The organism is Roseburia sp. AM23-20 (assembly GCF_003470905.1).
In the GTDB taxonomy this organism is placed as follows: domain Bacteria; phylum Bacillota; class Clostridia; order Lachnospirales; family Lachnospiraceae; genus Roseburia; species Roseburia rectibacter.
Genome location: NZ_QRHS01000011.1, coordinates 1 through 18,230, shown reverse-complemented (window position 1 = coordinate 18,230; position 18,230 = coordinate 1). Strand labels below are relative to the sequence as shown.

At 44.1% G+C, this 18,230-nt stretch carries 16 protein-coding genes; 4 read left to right on the top strand and 12 right to left on the bottom strand.

Going from position 1 to position 18,230, the window contains the following annotated elements; genetic code table 11:
• Window positions 1–117 precede the first annotated feature (117 nt).
• The 5 genes from murB to ftsH all read right to left on the bottom strand — a co-directional run bounded on the left by murB (window position 118) and on the right by ftsH (window position 7,649).
• On the bottom strand, window positions 118–1,026 hold the full coding sequence (gene murB / locus DW650_RS09940; protein WP_118209814.1) for a UDP-N-acetylmuramate dehydrogenase: 909 nt from the start codon (window positions 1,024–1,026) through the stop codon (window positions 118–120).
• A 21-nt stretch (window positions 1,027–1,047) separates the two neighbouring features.
• The gene (locus DW650_RS09935; RefSeq protein WP_118209813.1) at window positions 1,048–2,448 is read right to left on the bottom strand and encodes an aminopeptidase; all 1,401 of its coding nucleotides are present in this window, start codon (window positions 2,446–2,448) and stop codon (window positions 1,048–1,050) included.
• A 49-nt stretch (window positions 2,449–2,497) separates the two neighbouring features.
• A complete protein-coding gene (hprK, locus tag DW650_RS09930; RefSeq protein ID WP_117921120.1) occupies window positions 2,498–3,439 on the bottom strand; it encodes an HPr(Ser) kinase/phosphatase in 942 nt (313 codons plus the stop codon).
• Window positions 3,440–3,510: 71 nt separating this feature from the next.
• Window positions 3,511–5,379, bottom strand: coding sequence for an excinuclease ABC subunit UvrC (gene uvrC, locus DW650_RS09925; RefSeq protein ID WP_118209812.1), 1,869 nt, complete (start codon window positions 5,377–5,379; stop codon window positions 3,511–3,513).
• A gap of 107 nt (window positions 5,380–5,486) precedes the next feature.
• Entirely contained in the window at window positions 5,487–7,649 is a 2,163-nt protein-coding gene (gene ftsH / locus DW650_RS09920) for an ATP-dependent zinc metalloprotease FtsH (RefSeq protein ID WP_118209811.1), read from the bottom strand.
• Between the two features lie 266 nt (window positions 7,650–7,915).
• Between ftsH and DW650_RS09915 the strand changes: the two genes are divergently transcribed.
• On the top strand, window positions 7,916–9,523 hold the full coding sequence (locus DW650_RS09915; protein ID WP_117921123.1) for a CTP synthase: 1,608 nt from the start codon (window positions 7,916–7,918) through the stop codon (window positions 9,521–9,523).
• A 91-nt stretch (window positions 9,524–9,614) separates the two neighbouring features.
• Here DW650_RS09915 and DW650_RS09910 read toward each other — a convergent pair whose 3' ends face one another.
• The 3 genes from DW650_RS09910 to DW650_RS09905 form a co-directional block, all read right to left on the bottom strand.
• A complete protein-coding gene (locus tag DW650_RS09910) occupies window positions 9,615–10,712 on the bottom strand; it encodes an N-acetylmuramoyl-L-alanine amidase (protein ID WP_243102924.1) in 1,098 nt (365 codons plus the stop codon).
• A 40-nt stretch (window positions 10,713–10,752) separates the two neighbouring features.
• A complete protein-coding gene (locus tag DW650_RS19755; RefSeq protein ID WP_015521421.1) occupies window positions 10,753–10,926 on the bottom strand; it encodes a DUF6472 family protein in 174 nt (57 codons plus the stop codon).
• 80 nt (window positions 10,927–11,006) lie between these two features.
• Window positions 11,007–11,390, bottom strand: coding sequence for a hypothetical protein (locus DW650_RS09905; protein WP_243102923.1), 384 nt, complete (start codon window positions 11,388–11,390; stop codon window positions 11,007–11,009).
• A 149-nt stretch (window positions 11,391–11,539) separates the two neighbouring features.
• On the opposite strand from DW650_RS09905, the gene DW650_RS09900 reads away from it, so the two are divergent.
• Window positions 11,540–11,728, top strand: a complete 189-nt coding sequence (locus DW650_RS09900; RefSeq protein WP_015521422.1) for a DUF4250 domain-containing protein — start codon at window positions 11,540–11,542, stop codon at window positions 11,726–11,728.
• 3 nt (window positions 11,729–11,731) lie between these two features.
• On the opposite strand, the gene DW650_RS09895 is transcribed toward DW650_RS09900, so the two are convergent.
• Window positions 11,732–12,307: a M48 family metallopeptidase gene (locus tag DW650_RS09895; protein ID WP_199654246.1), complete on the bottom strand. Its 576-nt coding sequence runs from the start codon at window positions 12,305–12,307 to the stop codon at window positions 11,732–11,734.
• Window positions 12,308–12,732: 425 nt separating this feature from the next.
• On the opposite strand from DW650_RS09895, the gene DW650_RS09890 reads away from it, so the two are divergent.
• On the top strand, window positions 12,733–12,990 hold the full coding sequence (locus tag DW650_RS09890) for a hypothetical protein (protein WP_118209808.1): 258 nt from the start codon (window positions 12,733–12,735) through the stop codon (window positions 12,988–12,990).
• Between the two features lie 4 nt (window positions 12,991–12,994).
• On the opposite strand, the gene DW650_RS09885 is transcribed toward DW650_RS09890, so the two are convergent.
• Genes DW650_RS09885 through DW650_RS09875 form a run of 3 tightly spaced genes read right to left on the bottom strand, consistent with a single transcriptional unit; the run spans window position 12,995 to window position 15,188 of the window.
• Window positions 12,995–13,912 carry a SufB/SufD family protein gene (locus tag DW650_RS09885; protein WP_199654244.1) on the bottom strand — a complete coding sequence of 306 codons (918 nt, stop codon included), beginning with the start codon at window positions 13,910–13,912 and terminating at the stop codon, window positions 12,995–12,997.
• Between the two features lie 29 nt (window positions 13,913–13,941).
• Window positions 13,942–14,664 (bottom strand): ABC transporter ATP-binding protein, encoded by a 723-nt coding sequence (locus DW650_RS09880; RefSeq protein WP_006858976.1) that lies wholly within the window; start codon window positions 14,662–14,664, stop codon window positions 13,942–13,944.
• Window positions 14,665–14,690: 26 nt separating this feature from the next.
• Window positions 14,691–15,188: a hypothetical protein gene (locus DW650_RS09875; RefSeq protein ID WP_118209806.1), complete on the bottom strand. Its 498-nt coding sequence runs from the start codon at window positions 15,186–15,188 to the stop codon at window positions 14,691–14,693.
• 292 nt (window positions 15,189–15,480) lie between these two features.
• On the opposite strand from DW650_RS09875, the gene DW650_RS09870 reads away from it, so the two are divergent.
• Window positions 15,481–17,709: an amylo-alpha-1,6-glucosidase gene (locus tag DW650_RS09870; protein ID WP_118209805.1), complete on the top strand. Its 2,229-nt coding sequence runs from the start codon at window positions 15,481–15,483 to the stop codon at window positions 17,707–17,709.
• Window positions 17,710–18,230: the final 521 nt, after the last annotated feature.

Below are 18,230 nucleotides of genomic sequence, written 5' to 3'. Positions count from 1 at the left end.
TTGCGCTGCTTTTTGCGCATCTCAAGTTTGTGCGTAAGCACAAATCTTGCGTGTGAAAAATCTTATTTTTCACACTATTCTCCATTCCAGAGCGTTTTCCGCGCATCTAAAGCCTGTTTAAAATTCACCGGTTATCTTGACTTCCGGTTCTAACCTGACGTCAAACTTTTCTTCTACAATATCTGAAACATTCTGCATCAGGGTCCTTACATCCGCTGCCGTAGCATTTCCCCGGTTGATGACAAATCCACAGTGTTTTTCTGACACCTGCGCATCTCCCACCTGATAACCTCTTAACCCTGCATCCATGATGAGTTTTCCCGCAAAATATCCTTCCGGTCTTTTAAAAGTACTTCCTGCACTTGGAAACTCAAGCGGCTGTTTTTCCACCCTCTGTTTCTTTAACTCATCCATGCGGGCACGGATCTCTTTTTCCTCTCCATGCAAAAGTTTCATCTTTGCTTCTGTTACAATATAACCTTTTTTTAAAATACAGCTTGTCCGGTAGCCAAGTTCAAGTTCTTCTACCGTAAGTTTTTTCTCATTGCCATCTTTATCTAAGACGGTCACAGCGGTTAAGATATCCTTCATCTCACCGCCGTAAGCGCCCGCATTCATGACAACAGCACCACCGATGCTGCCCGGAATCCCGGCTGCAAATTCCATGCCGGTCAGACCATGCTCTGCCGCACAGTTTGCTGTCTTTGACAACAACATTCCTGCTCCCACAGTGATGCAGTCATCTTCCACACAAATCTCATCTTTTTTTGACAGCATCTCGATCACAGCACCTCTGATTCCACGGTCGCCCACTAAAAGATTGCTTCCGTTTCCGATGACCTGATACGGGATATCATACTCTCTGCACAGACGGATAACGGATGCCAGTTCTGCTCTCTTAGGCTGTATTAAAACATCTGCCGGACCACCCACACGGAATGTCGTATGTTTTTTCATCGGTTCATCCGTAAATATTCTGTTTTCTGCTGTGACTGCTTTAAGTTCTGTCAAAAACTGCTGATTCATGCTTTCCTCAATTCTATGGTTTTACGCTTCTTTTAAGAATGCAACATAACCGTTATATGCTTCATATAAGTCTACTTTGCTGATAAGTTCCCATGGAGCATGCATATTTAATACTGCAACACCACTGTCGATAACACTCATTCCGTAATTTGCCAGAATGTATGCGATCGTTCCGCCGCCGCCCTGGTCTACTTTTCCAAGCTCTGCTGTCTGGAATGATACATTATTGTTATCCATGATATTTCTTAAATATCCGACATACTCTGCATTTGCATCATTTGAACCGGATTTTCCTCTTGCGCCGGTATATTTATTAAATACAAGTCCTCTTCCAAAGTATGCTGCATTACGTTTTGTCATAACAGACGGATAATTCGGATCAAATGCTGCGGATACATCGGATGAAAGTACTTTGGAATTTTTCAGAGCGCGTCTTAATTTTAATTCTGAATAATCCTCTGCTGCATTCATAACCTCTGCAACCGTATTTTCAAAGAAACGTGACTGCATGCCGCTTGCACCGACACTGCCGATCTCCTCTTTATCTACAAGCAGACAGACACTCGTGATCTCCGGTTTTTTCATTGCAAGCATTGCCATAAAGGACGGGTATGCACATACTCTGTCATCATGACCATATCCCATAATGATACTGCGGTCAAAACCGTAATCTCTTGCCTCTCCTGCTGGAACAACCTCGATCTCTGCTGATAAGAAATCTTCTTCCTCTATATCATATTCCTTTGCAAGGATCTTCATGATATTTGCTTTTACTTTTTCTTTTGCAGCTTCCTTGTCATCGCCTGCTTCCTCTGCCGGAATACTTCCAATGATAAGATCAAGGTTCTCTCCCTCGATCACCTTTGCCGCCTTTTTCTCAAGCTGCTCTCCGGATAAGTGAATTAAAAGATCGCTGACACCAAATACCGGGTCACCAGGTTTATCTCCGACATTGACTTTCACAACGGTTCCGTCTTTTTTGACGATCACGCCGTGCAATGCAAGTGGAAGTGTTACCCACTGGTATTTTTTGATACCTCCATAATAATGGGTATCTAACATTGCAAAATCCGTATCCTCATATAACGGGTCCTGTTTTAAATCCATACGTGGGGAATCGATATGTGCTCCGAGAATGTTCATTCCTTCTTCCATGCTCTTCTTTCCGATCACAAACATGGCGATTCCTTTTCCCATGTTGTTTGCATACACACGGTCTCCGGATTTTAATTTTGTTCCTTTTTCCAATACTTTATCCAGATTTACAAATCCAGCTTCCTCAGCTCTTTTTGCAAACTCTGTGGTACACTCACGCTCTGTTTTGCATTCCGAAATAAATTTTCTGTAATCTTCTGCAAACTGAAATACCTCTTTTCTTTTTTTGCCTTCCGGGTATTTCTCCCATGCGTTTTTTCTTTCCATGACTGATTATGCCTCCATTTATGCTATTCTTTTTAACTCCGGACTTTTATTATTCATCATCATCCGAAGATTTTTTGGTGAGATTCTCCTGCACACGACGGTAAAGCTCCTGTGCCGCATTGTATCCCATCTTTTTCTGTCTGTGGTTGACAGCCGCCGCCTCACAGATGACGGCAAGGTTACGTCCCGGACGAATCGGCAGGGAATGACACACTACCTTGTTGCCAAGGAACTCTGTATATTCTTCCTCTAAGCCGAGACGGTCATACTCATTTTCTTTCTTCCAGTCCTCTAACTTGATGACGAGGTCGATCTGCTGTTTTTCCTTTACACATTCTACACCAAACAGTGTCTTTACATCGATGATCCCGATACCGCGGAGTTCAATAAAATAACGTGTGATATCCGGTGATGTTCCGATCAGCGTGTGCTCATTGATCTTGCGGATCTCTACCACATCATCTGTTACAAGACGGTGTCCTCTCTTGATCAGCTCAAGGGCTGCTTCGCTCTTTCCGATACCGCTCTCGCCCATGATCAGAAGTCCCTCACCATAGACATCTACTAAAACTCCATGGATCGTGATACACGGTGCAAGCTGTTCATTCAGGCAGTAGATAAGTTCTGCCATAAACTCAGAAGTACTGCGTTTTGTGCCAAGCACCGGGATGTTCTTCTCCTCTGCAATCTTTAAGAATGATTCATCCGGCTGTAAATCCCTGCAGAAAATGACACAAGGGATATCATATCCCATAAATTCACGATAGATCTTTTCACGTTTTTTTTCATCTAACTGCTGCAGATATGTGTACTCTACAGTACCGATGATCTGAACCCTGGACTGTTCAAAATGTTTAAAATATCCACTGAGCTGTAATGCCGGTCTGTTCACATCACTGATCATAATGCGATGTCCCTTTAATTCCATATCCGGCAGAAAATTACATAAATCCATGATCTGTGCGATCTTTGCTACTCCAACACCTTCCATATCCTTTGTCCTCTCCTAAGCATTTTTTCGTAACTATTCTGACGCCATTTTACCATAGACGCTAAAATTCTTCAACTTGAATACTCGTGGAAAAACTGATAAACCGCCTGCGCCGCCTGCTCGTTCATCGACTCTGTCTTTGCAAGTTCTTCCTCCGATGCCTCCCGGATTGCTTCAAGCGACTGAAAGCGGCGCATCAACGCTTTCCTCCGCGCAGGCCCGATTCCCGGAATATCGTCAAGCACAGAGTGTACCTGTTCTTTGCTTCGCAGGGATCTGTGATATTCGATCGCAAACCGGTGTGCCTCGTCCTGGATTCTTGTGATCAGTTTAAATCCCTCACTCGTCCGCTCGATCGGTATTTCCTTATTCTGATAGTATAACCCGCGGGTACGGTGATTATCATCTTTTACCATACCACAGACCGGAATATTTATCTTCAGCTCATCGAGTACTTTAAGCGCAATATTGACCTGCCCACGTCCGCCATCCATCATGATAAGGTCCGGAAATCTTGTAAAACTTCCATATTCTTCCGTTATTTCACGTTCAGCAAGATCTTTTTTCTCCTGCATGCCGTGCGTAAAACGTCTGGTCAACACCTCATGCATCGACGCATAATCATCCGGTCCTGTGATCGTTTTTAACTTAAATTTACGGTAATCACTGCGCTTTGGCTTTCCTTTCTCATAAACGATCATGGAACCAACTGTCTCAAAACCATTAATGTTTGAAATATCGTATGCCTCGACACGCGAAAGACCTTCCATCCCCAGAAGATGTTCGATTTCTTTCATTGCACCGATGGTTCTTCCCTCCTCGCGTTTGATTTTCTCACGATCCTGCGAAAGAACCAGTTCTGCATTTTTCTGTGCCAGCTCGACTAACTTCTCCTTCATGCCCTTCTGCGGAACACGGATATAAACCTTTGCACCACGTTTTTCACCCAGCCACTCAGCTAGGACCTCGTGATCCTCGATCTCCTCCGGCAGCATGATCTCTCTTGGGATAAACGGTGTCCCTGAATAAAACTGTTTTAAAAAGGTTGTTAAGATCTGGCTTTTGGTATCTTCTGTTCCGACTCTGACATAAAAATGATCCCTGCCGATCAGCTTTCCATCGCGGATGAAAAATACCTGAACCACTGCATCCCTGTCATCCGACGCAAGTGCGATGATATCTTTATCCTCTCCATCTGTATGCGTGATCTTCTGCTTCTGCGCGATCTGACGCACACTGCCTAAAAGTTCCCGGTATTCGATTGCCTTCTCAAACTCCAGATTTTCGGATGCCTCATTCATTTTCTGTTCTAATGATTTTAAGATTGGCGCATAATTTCCATTTAAAAATTCAACGGCAGCATCGACTCTTTCCCGATACTCTTCTTTACTGATATATCCCTGGCACGGCGCCTGACACTGGTGGATGTGATAGTTCAGACACGGACGCTCCTTGCCGATATCTCTTGGCAGAACACGGCTGCAGGTGCGGAGCTGGTAAAGTTTATTGATCAGTTCGATCGTATCCTTTACCGCCCCTGCACTGGTATATGGTCCAAAATATCTGGACTTATCTTTTTTCTGCTGACGTGAAAAAAGTACCCTTGGAAAATCCTCGCCAACCGTTACCCGGATATAGGGATATGTTTTATCATCACGCAGCATGGTATTGTATTTTGGACAATGCTCCTTGATCAGATTGCACTCTAAGACAAGTGCCTCTAATTCCGAGTCTGTAATAATATACTCGAAACGTGCGATCTGTTTTACCATCTGCGCCTTTTTGATCCCCTCATCATGACTCGGCTGAAAATACTGGTGTACTCTCTTTCGTAAGCTGACAGCCTTTCCAATATATATGATCGCATCGTGGCTGTCGTGCATAATATAAACTCCCGGCTGATCCGGGAGTTTTTTTAATTCTTCTGCGATGTTAAACATGAAACCTCATTCCTGCTCTGATCGTTCTGTTTATACTTATCCTGCTGATATTTATCTTATTTTTCAGCTTTTATTTCTGATACTTCTGCAGCGAAGCCTCTGCTGCGTTACTTCTGGTGTTCCTCATGTGCTGCTGTCTGATCGTCTACGACCTGATCAATAAAACTGCCCTTTTCCAAGGATACAGTATTCTGATTTTCCACTGCACGTGAAGTTTCTGTTTCTGCCTGCTTTTTTATTTCTGTCTGTCCTTCCGTTTTTTCATGTTCTTCTGTTTTCGCCTGCTCTAACGCATTTTTAGCATCCTCTGCCTGTTCGAAGAATGTTTTTTTCTCCTCTTCTTCCGGCTCCGGGATTCCTTTTAACTCGCGGAAAATCTTCATGAATTCTTTTCCGGTGATTGTCTCATGCTCGTAGAGATATTCTGAGATCTTGTCGAGAACCTCCCTGTTTTCTTCAAGCATGCGGTATGCTTCATCATAACTGCTGTTGATAATGGACAGTACTTCCTGATCGATCTGTGCAGCCGTCTCCTCACCGCAGATCAATCCTGCACGGTTATCTAAGTACTGATTTTCAACTGTTGCAAGACACATCATGCCAAATTTATCAGACATACCATACTGTGTGACCATAGCTCTTGCGATCGAGGTCGCACTCTCGATATCGTTGGCGGCACCGCTGGTCGCAGAACCAAATACAAGCATCTCTGCTGCACGGCCTGCCATATAAGTCGTGATCTTTGCAAGCAGTTCATCTTTGGTCTGTAAATATTTCTCTTCTTCCGGAGTCTGTAAGGTATATCCAAGTGCACCCATGGTACGCGGCACGATCGTGATCTTCTGTACCGGCTCGGTATTTTTCTGCAATGCTGTTACCATCGCATGTCCTACTTCATGATAAGATACGATCTTGCGCTCCTTGTCACTCATGATACGGTCTTTTTTCTCTTTTCCTCCGACTGCAACAAGCTCAAATGCATCAAATAAATCCGCCTGATTGACAAACTTTCTTCCATTTTTAACAGCATTGATCGCAGCCTCGTTGATCATATTTGCAAGATCAGATCCTACGAGTCCGGCCGTTGCCAGTGCAAGTGCATCAAGATCTACGGTCTCATCCATCATAACATCTTTGGAATGGACTTTTAATGTCTCTAAACGTCCTTTTAAGTCAGGTTTATCTACGATAATACGACGGTCAAAACGTCCCGGCCGAAGCAGCGCCTTATCAAGTACCTCCGGACGGTTTGTTGCTGCTAAGATCAGAAGTCCCTTCGATGTATCGAAACCATCCATCTCTGCCAGTAACTGGTTTAACGTCTGCTCACGCTCATCATTGCCGCCATAGCGGGTGTCACGGCTCTTACCGATCGCATCAATCTCATCGATGAAGATAATACACGGTGCCTGTTTCTGTGCTTCCTTAAACAGGTCACGCACACGGGAAGCTCCGACACCGACAAACATCTCCACGAAATCCGATCCTGCCAGTGAGAAGAACGGAACCTTCGCCTCACCTGCCACCGCTTTTGCAAGCAATGTTTTACCAGTACCAGGAGGTCCTACTAAAAGCGCACCTTTCGGCAGCTTTGCACCGATCTCTGAATATTTCTTCGGATTGTGCAGGAAATCAACAACTTCCTGTAAGGACTCTTTCGCTTCATCCTGTCCTGCTACATCCTTAAAGGTAACACCTGTCTGCTTCTCGACATAAACTTTGGCATTGCTCTTGCCAACACCCATAGCACCGCCGCCCATACGTTTCATTAAAAAGCCGAGCAGTACCCAGATCAGTACTAATGGGATCAGATAACTTAAAATGCTGTAGATCCAGGTGGAAGTGTTATCCGGAATCACTCCATAGATCTCCACACCTTTTTCTTTCAAAAGCGGGATCAGATCTTCATCTGCCACACGTCCGCAGTAATAAGTCGGCTGATAAGGACTCTTACCCTTTGTGACCGGCGTGATATCGATCTCGTAAGAACCGATCTCTACGGATTTGACTTCTCCTGCCTCTACTTTTTCTAAAAATTCCGAATAAGAGATCTCCTGAGTGCTCATCTGTGAAAAACGGTTTGACACCATGCTCATGATAAACAACACGATGAGGGAAACCAGGACAAATGCCATGATGAGCTGTCCGTTATGGTTGTCCCTGCCGCCGTTACCGCCATTATTCCCACCGCCATTGCCGCCGTTATTACCACCGTTATTGTTGTAATTGTTATTTCCATTATTGTAATTATTTGGTCCCTGATTATCCATAATCTATCCTTTCCAAACATCTGCGGCCTATGCCACATCTGGATTTTATCTGATATTCGTCAATATCTTCTTTATTATATTGAAAACCAAACGCAAAAGCAATACGCAGTTCATGAACTTTTGGTGTGATTTCTAAATTATTTCTAAATTCACTTTTATCTTTTTTAAGTTTTGCTGGATTTTGCGTAAACTTAGTTGTATACTATATGGGTTATTAAATACGTGAAATTTTTTTAATTTACTATAATTATGAGGAGGAAAACCCTATGCCTGTAAAATATGTCTTTGTCACCGGCGGTGTCGTTTCCGGTCTTGGTAAAGGTATCACGGCTGCTTCCCTTGGAAGATTATTAAAAGCACGTGGATACAAAGTAACCATGCAGAAATTCGATCCGTATATCAATATCGATCCCGGAACCATGAACCCGATCCAGCATGGTGAAGTCTTCGTTACCGATGACGGTGCAGAAACAGACTTGGACTTGGGACATTATGAACGTTTTATCGATGAAAGTTTAACAAAAAATTCCAACGTGACCACCGGTAAAGTTTACTGGTCTGTGCTCCAGAAAGAGCGCCGCGGTGATTTCGGTGGAGGTACCGTTCAGGTTATTCCGCATATTACAAATGAGATCAAGAGCCGTTTTTACCGCAATTTCACTTCCGATGAAACACATATCGCGATCATCGAGGTTGGTGGTACCGTAGGAGATATCGAAAGCCAGCCTTTCTTAGAGGCGATCCGTCAGTTCCAGCATGAGGTCGGACACGAAAATGCGATCCTGATCCATGTGACACTGATCCCTTATATCAAGGCTTCCGGTGAACTTAAGACGAAACCGACACAGGCAAGTGTAAAAGAACTTCAGGGAATGGGTATCCAGCCGGATATCATCGTCTGCCGTTCCGAACATGAACTTGACCAGAGTTTAAAAGACAAGATTGCCCTGTTCTGTAATGTTCCAAACGGCAATGTACTGCAGAATCTTGATGTTGAGTACCTTTACGAAGCACCTCTTGCCATGGAAAAAGAAAATCTTGCCAAGGTTGCATGTAAGGCTCTGCATTTAGACTGCCCGGAACCCGATTTAAAAGACTGGGAATCCATGGTAGACGCCCTGCGTCATCCGAACAAAGAAGTAAAGATCGCTTTAGTCGGAAAATATATCGCTCTGCATGATGCATATATCTCCGTAGTAGAGGCATTAAAACACGGCGGTATCGCTGAGCGCGCTACCATTGATCTTCACTGGATCGATTCTGAAACTTTAAATGACGACAATGCCAAAGAGCTGCTTGGCGATATGGCAGGCATCATTGTTCCGGGAGGATTTGGTTCCCGCGGTGTTGAAGGTATGATCTCCGCTGCAAAGTATGCCCGTGAAAACAATGTTCCATACCTTGGTCTCTGCCTTGGTATGCAGGTAGCCATCATTGAATTTGCAAGACATGTCTGTGGCTTCCACGATGCACACAGCGTTGAGCTTGATCCGAACACCACACATCCTGTCATCGCACTGATGCCGGATCAGAATGGTGTGGAAGATATCGGCGGTACTTTAAGGCTTGGTTCTTATCCATGTGTATTAGATCCAACATCTAAAGCCCGCGAGCTTTACGGTTCCGAGGAAATTCACGAAAGACATCGTCATCGTTACGAGGTTAACAACGATTTCCGTGCAGCACTTACCGAAGGCGGCATGAAACTCTGTGGTACTTCCCCGGATGGAAGAATCGTAGAAATGATTGAGATTCCGGATCATCCGTGGTTCCTTGCAACACAGGCTCATCCGGAATTCAAATCCAGACCGAACCGTCCACATCCGTTATTCAAAGGTTTTGTGGAAGCTGCTGTAAAAAACAGTATGAAATAAATTTTAAACGCAAAAAGCTGACTTGCCGGTTTGCCCGGCAGTCAGCTTTTTTCATAATAATAAAATGTTCGTGCAACGTGCACTCTGTTATTTATTTTCCAAAGTAAGCATCCACCCCATTGGCAATCCCAGCCGCGATCTTCTGCTGATAATCGTCAGCCGCCATTTTAAGATCCTCATCCGCATTGGTCATGTACCCCATCTCAACGATCGTGACCGGAATCTGACACCAGTTGATACCGCTCATCGTATCTGTCTCCCAGACGCCCTCACTTTTTGCACCGGTTGCCGCACACAGGGAACCTATGATGCAGTCGGAAAGTTTTCTTGAGTTCTGATAAATATTGGAGCAGTACGGGTTTGCTGCGGTCGGACAGATCGTCATCGCTCCGTTTGCCGCAGAGTTGGTACTTCCATTTGCATGAATGCGGATAAATGCTGCCGCATGATTATTATTGGCAACTGCCGCACGCTCGGAATTACTGATATTGACATCATTGGTCGTCCGGATCATCAACACCTGATAGCCGCGCGCCGTAAGTTCCTGCTGCAGCTTTAAAGATACCTGAAGTGTCAGTTCGTATTCCGCAAGCCCGCTCGCCACACCTGTTGTACCGGAAGCAACTTTCGCTTTTGTCTCAGATGCGCCTGGCCCGATCGGCTCTTTTTCGTTATTTCCTTTTGCCTGATGTCCGGCGTCGATCACAACGAGATTACCGGAAATGTTTGTCTGGGCTGTATCTGTCTGCGTGTTTTCCATCTCCGCAGACTGCTCTGTGTCAGTCTGTGGATTTCCCGCCTCAGCAGACTGCTCTGTGTCCGCAGTCTGTGATGATGCACTCTCCTGCTCCGAATCTGCTTCTCCCTTAATCACCTCTGTTGTAATGATTTCTTCTGTTTCCCGGGTCTCCGTTGGTGCCAGTTCTGCCGGCTCTGTTTCTTCCGTCTGCTCTGTTTCCTGTGTTTTTGTCTGTGCAGTTTCTGTCGCTTCTGTCATGATCTGCTCTGTTGCAGTCTGTTCTCCCTGCCCTTGTATTTCTGTGACATTTTTCTCTTCAGCAGACACCTGGGCAGATCCGTTTTCATCCGCTTTGCTGCCACATCCCGTCATAAAAGACACCCCCGCCAGTGTCATACATAACAATAACGCCAGTAATCTTTTCTTCTTTTTTATATTGCCCAAACTCATATATTTCTCCATTCTTTTTGCTTATTATCTGTCTGTAACATTACATCTGATGCCTTACCACCGCATACTCATCATCCAGCTGGTAGTACGGACACTCTTTATAATGTCCCTGCATCAGGCGCGCAGCATCATCCTCGTCCATGTCCACTTCGCAGTAATATTCCTCATCATCTTCATCGTATACATTGTATACACAACTGTCACAGCTCGCCATAACATCCTCCAATTCTTATTGCCGTATTTTCCATATCCTGTCTGCTGCTTATCTTTCACTTCCGACTCTTCCGCAGAACATTATCTCCATGTTGAGATCACTTCGTCATAAAGCTGTTCTAAAAATTCTTTCAAAAGTGTGCGCTGGGTATCCCAGTATTTCTCAGTGATCTCGTCTCCGTCCGATGTGTTTTCCGTCACATCCATAACTGCATCTAAGATCTCCGGGTTCAGATCATCCATCGCCTCCTGCACGGCAGCCTCAAAATCACAATACGCCTCACTGGTCAGGTATAGGATGAAATTCTCGCGGTTTAAATTTCTTGCCTCATAACTTCCGGTAAAAATATCATTTCCCACCGATGCGATCTGTTCGAACTCTTCCTTTACCGTTGTATAGTCAACCGGGCAGTAACTCTCCGTAAAAAATTTATCAAACACTTCTTTGTCAATCTTTTGTTCCATGCTGTTATCGTCTCCTTGCATTTTTTGCGTTCCCATGTTATTTTAGCATAGAAACCGTTCACAGAAAAGACCGCATATCTGCGGTAATCATGGGCAACCCACTACACGGGCAAACCGTTTACCATAATATAGAAGAAACGAGGTTTATTATGACTGAATATCAAAATCTTCCAAACGATCCTGCTATGCTTTTAAGTTTCGTCAATACACAGCTCCGCGACAATTATCCGTCTTTTTCTGAGCTTGTTGCCGCATTTCATGCAGATGCCGATGCGATCACTGAAAAATTAAAAATGATCGATTACGAATATGACGAAACCCAAAATCAGTTTGTATAACATTTATTCCGGTACTTCATCATTCAGATATTTTCTGACACGCTTCCAATTCGGATAAAACTGTGTCATATAGCCCCAGAACACGGCATTATGACTCGGTTCTAAAATATGTGTCAGTTCATGCACAACCACATACTCCAGACACTCCGGCGGCTTTTTCGCCAGTGCGAGATTGATATTGATGTGGTGTGTCCTCACATTGCAGGAACCCCAGCGTGTTTTCATCTGGCGTATCGTAACACCGGATGCCTTTACGCCCATGACGGGTTCCCATTTTGCAATCAATTTTTCCACTTCTCTTTTCAAAAGCAGTTTCTGCTGTTTTAATTCCGCTTCGCTTAATTGTCTTACTTCCCTGCGTCCCTCTTTCGCACGCAGATATTTTTCCCTGTAAACCCGGATCCAGTCGATCCGCTCCTTTGCAAAACGGTAAATCCGCTCGTCGCTCATCTGATGCGGCGCCGAAATGCGCACACTGCCATCCTCTTTACTGATACGCAGATACATATTTTTCATGCGTTTTTTCGTCACAATGATCGGGATCTCTTCTATCGTGAAACTGTATGTTTTTTCTCTCATATCCGGCCTTTCTGATAATTTTCTGAATTTTAATATGATTCGATTTTCAAAAAATGAAATCCACCTTTTGATAATCGAATCCCATAAATGAAGAAACCCCGGCAACATCACTGTTCCGGGGTTCCTCCGAGGAGTTTAGTTATGAAAATGTTAATCTATATAAAGGAAATTGCGTCGAAAGAATTGTCGGGATGTACAGCCTTTATTCTATACAACCTTGTTTAACAACCCGCCTGGGTAAGCGTTGTTAACTTCTTTCGATGGTTACAGTATACGGAAAAAATATGTCTTAAGTGTGACGATTTTCGAAAAGATTTATAAAAATCCTTATTTTTGTTTTTATATTTTATTTATAAATACAATTCTTTCCATATGATAATCTATGTTATAATAATGTTCTAACGTAACAGACAGGAGGACTTTATATGACCGAAACACCTTTATTTGAAAACCGGAGATACTGCGAAGAATGTCACTGTCTTCTTCCCACATCCTACGAGGGAACATTGTGTCCCCGCTGTTTAGAACAGAAACTTTTTCATCAGGTAAAAGAATATATTCAGACAAACAACGCCACCGCTTATGATGTTGCAACACATTTTCATCTGCCGCTCAGCCGCATTAAAGAATGGATTGATGACGGGATGATCGAATACAAAGACATTCCCGGCCACAAACTTTAAATGACTATTTCAAAAATCCATTGATAATCTGTTCTTCCGCTTCTTTTTCTGTAAGTCCAAGTGTCATCAGCTTGATCAGCTGCTCTCCGGCTATTTTTCCGATAGCAGCTTCATGGATCAGATTTGCGTCAATATTGTTGGCAGTCAGCTGCGGACTTGCAGTCACACAGGCGTTATCCATAATGATGGCATCACATTCACTGTGTCCTGCACAGGCTGCATTACCATTCATAACGGAGAAAAATTCCTGTTTTGATTCCCCTTTTGCAACAGAACGTGACACCAGATTCACACTGGAATTATCCCCGTTAATATCCACATGAAAATCTGTCTTTGCGTACTGTTTTCCGTGTGTCATGATCTTCTCATGGATCTCTAAGGATGCGTTTTCTGCCAGATCTCCTCTCGTCACACGAACCGTGGAATCGATTCCTTTGATCTGTGTCGTCTCCATCTCCATATGTGCGCCCTCTTTTAAGTGGACGATGGTCTGCGGATTCATGATATTCTCTCCGTTGCCGTCACCCTCGCCGTAATGGCGCTCAATGTAGCGGACCTTTGCATTTTTTTCCAGATAAAACGTATGCACACCGTCATGTTTGGAAGTATCTACACCACAGTTATGGATCCCACATCCTGCCACGATCGTGACATCTGCGCCCTCGCCAATATAAAAATCATTGTAAACACATTCCTGCATTCCGCTCTCGCTTAAAAGTACCGGGATGTGCACACTCTCATGAACAGTTCCGGGTTTGATGATGATATCAATTCCATCCTTATCCGTCTTGGTCACGATATCAATATTAGCAGTCGTATTTCTTCCGAGTTTGGTTCCGTTGGCACGAATGTTATAGGCACCCTCCGGGATCTCGTGCAGTCCTGCCACCTGCTCTAATAAATTTTTCTGTATTAAATCCATTTTTATCCTCACTTCCTCATACTCATACATTACAGCTTGCTGGTCAGTGTCTCACAGGCCCCTGCTGTATGAAGCAGTTCCGGAAGTACTTCTTCCTTGGTTCCGATTGTCTTAACCTGTCCGTTTGCGATCACCACGATCTTATCTGCAATGTCTAAAATACGCTCCTGATGTGAAATGATAAGAATCGTTCCCTGAATCTCATCACGCATTTTTTCAAATACCCTGATCAGGCTGTTGAAACTCCAGAGATCGATTCCCGCCTCCGGCTCATCAAAGATAGAAAGTTTCGTTCCACGTGCCGTGATCATTGCGATCTCAATACGTTTCAGCTCTCCACCGGAAAGACTGCCATTGATCTCACGGTCAATATACTCTCTCGCACACAGACCAACCTCCGATAAGATCTCACAGATCTCATTCACCGTCATCGTTCTTCCTGCTGCGATTGTGATCAGATCTTTGACTGTCAGTCCTTTAAAATGTACCGGCTGCTGAAATGCATAGCTGATGCCATGTTTTGCACGCTCGGTAATATCAAGTTCTGTAATATCCTCTCCATCTAAAATGATCTGACCGGATGTCGGCTTGATGATTCCGGCAATGATCTTTGCGAGTGTGGACTTTCCTCCACCGTTCGGTCCGGTGATCGCCACAAAATGCTCATCGATCGTAAGGCTGACATCTTTTAAGATCTCTTTGTTGTCCTGATTGTCCTCTACCTCATAAGTGATATTTCTTAACTCTAACATTTCTTCCTCCGTCTGCGTTTCGCCGCTTATCTTACCACGGAACGCGGATATTTTACCATAACTTCATCGAGCATCTCATCATCCGGCTCAAACTCATAACGCACAAGTCCTTTTTCGCCCTTTGCGATCAGCTCATACACCTTTGCCTCCGGATTACCGGAAGTCAGATTTTTATATGCCAGATTCTTGTCATTTTCGTATTTGTATACGCTTCTGTCACCTCTTGGAGCAAATCCAAGTACATCATCCATCTGCACGCTGCCGATGGCTTTACGTCTGCTTTTTGCCTTGATCCGTGCAAAGCGGAACTCTCCATCATAATAGGTATATTCGTACTCTATATCCGAACGAAATGCCTGAAAATACCATACCAGCGCCAGTGCAATTCCCGGTATCAGAAAAATAATCGGGTTCACAAATGTAGACAGCAAAAACATCAGACATGCAAGTATAAACAATACGGTATTTAATATTTTTTTAGAACCTGTGTTCTTTTTTGGAACGATCACTAATTTCTCATGCATATAATCTTCTCCTGTGTTTTATATTTACCTGTTTACCGGATATTATCCCTTCACAAGTCATCTCTCCTATTTTATCATGTTAAAACATGACAGGCAAGGGTTGTCCCCTATTCTCTGTTCAAATACAGGAAATTTTATACATTTTTTATTTTTCTGTACATCAGTCCTGTTATCGTGTAAAATATAACCAGATGGGTTTTTCGTAAATTTTCGCACAGTTGCCGGGCATTTTGAAACCAGCCACTGCACACTTTGTCACAAACAATTATTTTTATTATGGAGAGAGCTAATAATGATCACTTATCAATATGAAAAAAATGCATTTTCAACATTCAAAGAAGGAATCCGCCGCGAATGGGCACTGACCAATGGCATCGGCGGATATGCCGGAAGTTCACTGATTGGTGCACACAACCGTACACATCAGGGTTATCTGGTCGCAAGTCTGCACCCACCGATCGAACGCTATCTCGTTTTTTCCAAGATCAACGAATCTCTGACAGTATATGCAGCAGATACTTCTGAAGGTTCTGATGAGCAGCCTCATTCATTTATGAACACTGCAAAAACTGGATCTGCACATGATGTATCTGCCATATATGATCTTGAAACCTCACAGCACAAAAAAAACGGACAGACCTGTTATGCACAGGGGCAGAAATATCTTGTCTCATTTTCTTATGATGGAAGCGTTCACTATACATATCAGGCAGGTGATATCACCCTTACCAAACATATTTGTTTAAAACACGGCGCCAATGTCTGTGCCGTTGCTTATGAAATTGAAAATAATGGTCCGGATGCATCCCTTACCCTGGTTCCTCTTTTTAATTTCCGTGAGCACAGCGCATCCAGCCGCCCGGAAGATTTTCATTTTCATACGACACAGACCGGCAATTCCCTTTGTCTGATTCCGGAAAGCCACCCTGACACTGCCATTTTATTTCAGACAAGCGACGGTATGTTTTCAGACCATACGCCTATGTTTGACATTGATATGCAGCTTCAGACGGAAGTGGATCTTGAGACAGACGGACTCGACTGCCACTATTGTCCACACCAGATAACGTTTTTCCTTCCGACCAAAAGCCGTAGACAGGTTTCCGTGCTCTGTTCCGTAATATCTGCCGGTGAATCCTTTTCAGATATCAAGCCAGACACTGCTTTTGATATTTTAAAAGAACGGGAAGAATATACAAAATCACTCTATGCGACGGCAGACATTCATGATGATCTTGCAGACCGCCTAGTTCTCGCTGCGGACCAGTTTCTCTGCGACCGCGCCTCTACCGGCTACAAAACTGTGCTCGCCGGTCTCCCATGGTTTACCGACTGGGGACGTGACACGATGATCGCATTTACCGGACTGACGTTATGCACCGGTCGCAGAAAAGACGCCGAGGAAATTCTTTTAACATTTTCAAAGTATATCCGTCATGGGATCGTTCCAAATATGTTCCCGGATGATAATGCGGCGCCTCTTTACAACACGGCGGATGCATCCCTGTGGTATTTTTATGCGGTATGGCAGTATCTGCAGTATTATCCGGATGATGATGCACACACTTTTGTCAGAAAAAACATCTATCCTCACCTGAAAGAAATCATTTCTGCTTATAAAAACGGTACAGATTTCAGCATTTATATGGAAGAGGACGGTCTTATTCATGCCGGAAGCGGTCTTGACCAGATCACATGGATGGATGTGCGCGTCGGTGACTGGGTTGCCACTCCGCGCCACGGAAAACCGGTAGAGATCAATGCACTCTGGTATAATGCGCTAAAAGTTATGGAGCAGCTTGCATTGCGGTATGAGGATGTGGCTTGCACTCTAATTCCTGACAGTGATACTTCCGCTTCTGGATGTACTGTTTCTGGATCCGGCAGTGAAACTCCTACTTCTGGATGTACTGCTTCTGACTCTGTGAATGATTGCATGACCTCCCACGATTATGCTGCACTTGCCGATCTGATAAAAAAATCTTTCTGTCAGAAATTCTGGTGGGAGGAAAAGGGCTGTCTTTATGATGTTGTTGACGGGGATGAACCGGACGATCATCTTCGTCCTAACCAGATCTATGCGGTATCTCTGCCTTTTACCATGTTATCAGAAGAACAGGAAGCAAAGATCGTCGCATTTGTCAAAGAACATCTTTATATTGGCTGTGGTCTGCGCTCTCTTACAAGCGATCATGCTGACTATCACGGCATCTACTGTGGTTCCCTGCCGAAACGTGATGCCGCATACCATCAGGGTACAGCATGGGGCTTCCTGCTCGGCGGTTTTCTGACTGCTTACGCAAAAGTCCATGATCACTCACCGGAATGTACGAAAGAGCTGCTTGCACTGTTAGAACCGATTCGCCACCATCTGACTGACAATGGATGTATCGGCTCTATTTCAGAAATATTCGATGGCGATGCACCTCACAATCCAAGAGGCTGTTACGCGCAGGCATGGAGCGTCGGCGAGACACTGAGGGCTTATATGCAGGATGTTCTTCCGTATAAAGAAGAATAAGTATTTCAAAAATGCAGGTTAAGGATTGCCTGCCAAATTGTGGTTTGTGGGGCTATGAGTTCCCCGGCTAAGGGTGGCGTCGCAGTTTTGTGAGTGGCAAATTGCATCAAGCCGGGACTGTTTTGTTTCCGTTGTCCGAAAATAAGAAACTCTAAGCATGCCTGATTCAGGTTGGGGCGGAGTGACGTGTGCGTCCTAAATGTGCCGTCCGGGCACATTAGGACTTGTGCTGCCGTCCATGGCAGCACAACACTGTGTTACGGACAGGCATCCTAAGAGTTTCTAATTTTCTTCCAAAGTCACAAAACGAGTCTCGGCTTGATGCGATTTGCCAGCCTCAAGGTTGTGAACCACCCTTCGCGGGAGAACTCATTTTACAACTTTGGGAGACGTAAATTTTTAGTGTTTTATGTGTGAATCTGATTAAAAAAATATTTTCAAATAACTATATTCAATAGTTTATTATTTTTTTGATTACACTGGCAAAAACCTCGATATATAACACTATGCTCATATTTATT

Bases quoted from the DNA above. Each gene is read 5' to 3' on its own strand.
- DW650_RS09870 (WP_118209805.1), top strand. From the start codon at position 15,481: ATGATCACTTATCAATATGAAAAAAATGCATTTTCAACATTCAAAGAA.
- DW650_RS09905 (WP_243102923.1), bottom strand. From the start codon at position 11,390: ATGGAACAAAAGATTGACAAAGAAGTGTTTGATAAATTTTTTACGGAG.
- ftsH (WP_118209811.1), bottom strand. From the start codon at position 7,649: ATGGATAATCAGGGACCAAATAATTACAATAATGGAAATAACAATTAC.
- DW650_RS09900 (WP_015521422.1), top strand. From the start codon at position 11,540: ATGACTGAATATCAAAATCTTCCAAACGATCCTGCTATGCTTTTAAGT.
- DW650_RS09880 (WP_006858976.1), bottom strand. From the start codon at position 14,664: ATGTTAGAGTTAAGAAATATCACTTATGAGGTAGAGGACAATCAGGAC.
- DW650_RS09875 (WP_118209806.1), bottom strand. From the start codon at position 15,188: ATGCATGAGAAATTAGTGATCGTTCCAAAAAAGAACACAGGTTCTAAA.
- DW650_RS19755 (WP_015521421.1), bottom strand. From the start codon at position 10,926: ATGGCGAGCTGTGACAGTTGTGTATACAATGTATACGATGAAGATGAT.
- DW650_RS09895 (WP_199654246.1), bottom strand. From the start codon at position 12,307: ATGAGAGAAAAAACATACAGTTTCACGATAGAAGAGATCCCGATCATT.
- DW650_RS09915 (WP_117921123.1), top strand. From the start codon at position 7,916: ATGCCTGTAAAATATGTCTTTGTCACCGGCGGTGTCGTTTCCGGTCTT.
- uvrC (WP_118209812.1), bottom strand. From the start codon at position 5,379: ATGTTTAACATCGCAGAAGAATTAAAAAAACTCCCGGATCAGCCGGGA.
- DW650_RS09935 (WP_118209813.1), bottom strand. From the start codon at position 2,448: ATGGAAAGAAAAAACGCATGGGAGAAATACCCGGAAGGCAAAAAAAGA.
- DW650_RS09910 (WP_243102924.1), bottom strand. From the start codon at position 10,712: ATGAGTTTGGGCAATATAAAAAAGAAGAAAAGATTACTGGCGTTATTG.
- hprK (WP_117921120.1), bottom strand. From the start codon at position 3,439: ATGGAAGGTGTTGGAGTAGCAAAGATCGCACAGATCATGGATTTATGT.
- DW650_RS09885 (WP_199654244.1), bottom strand. From the start codon at position 13,912: ATGGATTTAATACAGAAAAATTTATTAGAGCAGGTGGCAGGACTGCAC.
- DW650_RS09890 (WP_118209808.1), top strand. From the start codon at position 12,733: ATGACCGAAACACCTTTATTTGAAAACCGGAGATACTGCGAAGAATGT.
- murB (WP_118209814.1), bottom strand. From the start codon at position 1,026: ATGAATCAGCAGTTTTTGACAGAACTTAAAGCAGTCACAGCAGAAAAC.